Annotated in this window: 1 protein-coding gene; it reads right to left on the bottom strand. The window is 64.8% G+C overall.

Annotation, left to right across the window (positions count from 1 at the left end):
- The coding region (locus tag ACPXB3_RS22525; RefSeq protein ID WP_425729865.1) for a DUF222 domain-containing protein at positions 1-438 on the bottom strand (438 nt) is incomplete at both ends.

A 438-nucleotide genomic window follows, 5' to 3' on the forward strand; every position in this document is an offset into this window, starting at 1 on the left:
GTGCGCCTGGGTGCGCGATGCGGGCGCACCACACTTGATGCAGCATTTGTCGCGCAGCAGCAACGCTTTTCGTTGTGCCGGGGTGAACAGACGCTTCTCGCGACCCACGTTCAGCGGCACTTCGTAGCCGTCGACGATGACCACGGTGATCCCCGCATCACAGCCCAGAGTTTTCGCGGTGGCGGGCGTGACCGATCCCATGAACTCGAGCGCCGCGAGTTTCGGTGTGTCGGCCGGGATGGTCAACAGCACCCCACCGGTCGGCTTGCAGGACACCGTCTCATCGGCGAGGCCCTTTTGGGCGAGCTCGAGGATCGTTTCGAGAGCGTCAGCACGTTTGCGTTCGGCCGGCCGTGGATCGTGCGAGCCGTCGGGCTGAGGCTTTGGCGCGGACAGTGTTTCGACGAGGCTGTGCAGTTTCTCCCCGGCGACCGCATC

This window comes from Gordonia sp. DT219, assembly GCF_049847065.1.
GTDB lineage: Bacteria > Actinomycetota > Actinomycetes > Mycobacteriales > Mycobacteriaceae > Gordonia.